Below are 299 nucleotides of genomic sequence, written 5' to 3'. Positions count from 1 at the left end.
GGCGTGCCGGCGGCGTCGCCGACCGCGCCGGCGGGAATCTCGACGGCCACGGTCGCGCCGGTCAGCCACAGCTGCCACCACGCGTCGCCGATGCGTTCGCCGTGCCCGGCCGCGAGCAGGCCCGGCAGGTTGGCGGCCGCGTCGCCGAAGAACAGGAACCACGGCACCGGCGCGCGCGGCCGCGCGCGGCGCAGCGCCTGCTGGGCTTGCGCCATGCTCTTGTCGAGCGCGTCCACGGCCGCTTCATCGGCGGCTTCGTCGGCCGCGCTGGCGGGCGGGCCCAGGTGCCTCGATGCGCC

1 pseudogene is annotated in these 299 nt (G+C 78.3%); it reads right to left on the bottom strand.

Annotation, left to right across the window (positions count from 1 at the left end):
• Positions 1–299 (bottom strand): annotated as a pseudogene (locus tag BMG07_RS41095) (hypothetical protein); the annotation flags it as partial.

This window comes from Variovorax sp. E3, assembly GCF_016082275.1.
Taxonomy (GTDB): Bacteria; Pseudomonadota; Gammaproteobacteria; order Burkholderiales; family Burkholderiaceae_C; genus Variovorax.
Note: the sequence above shows the minus strand (reverse complement) of the source record. Positions and strands in the feature narration are given on the sequence as shown.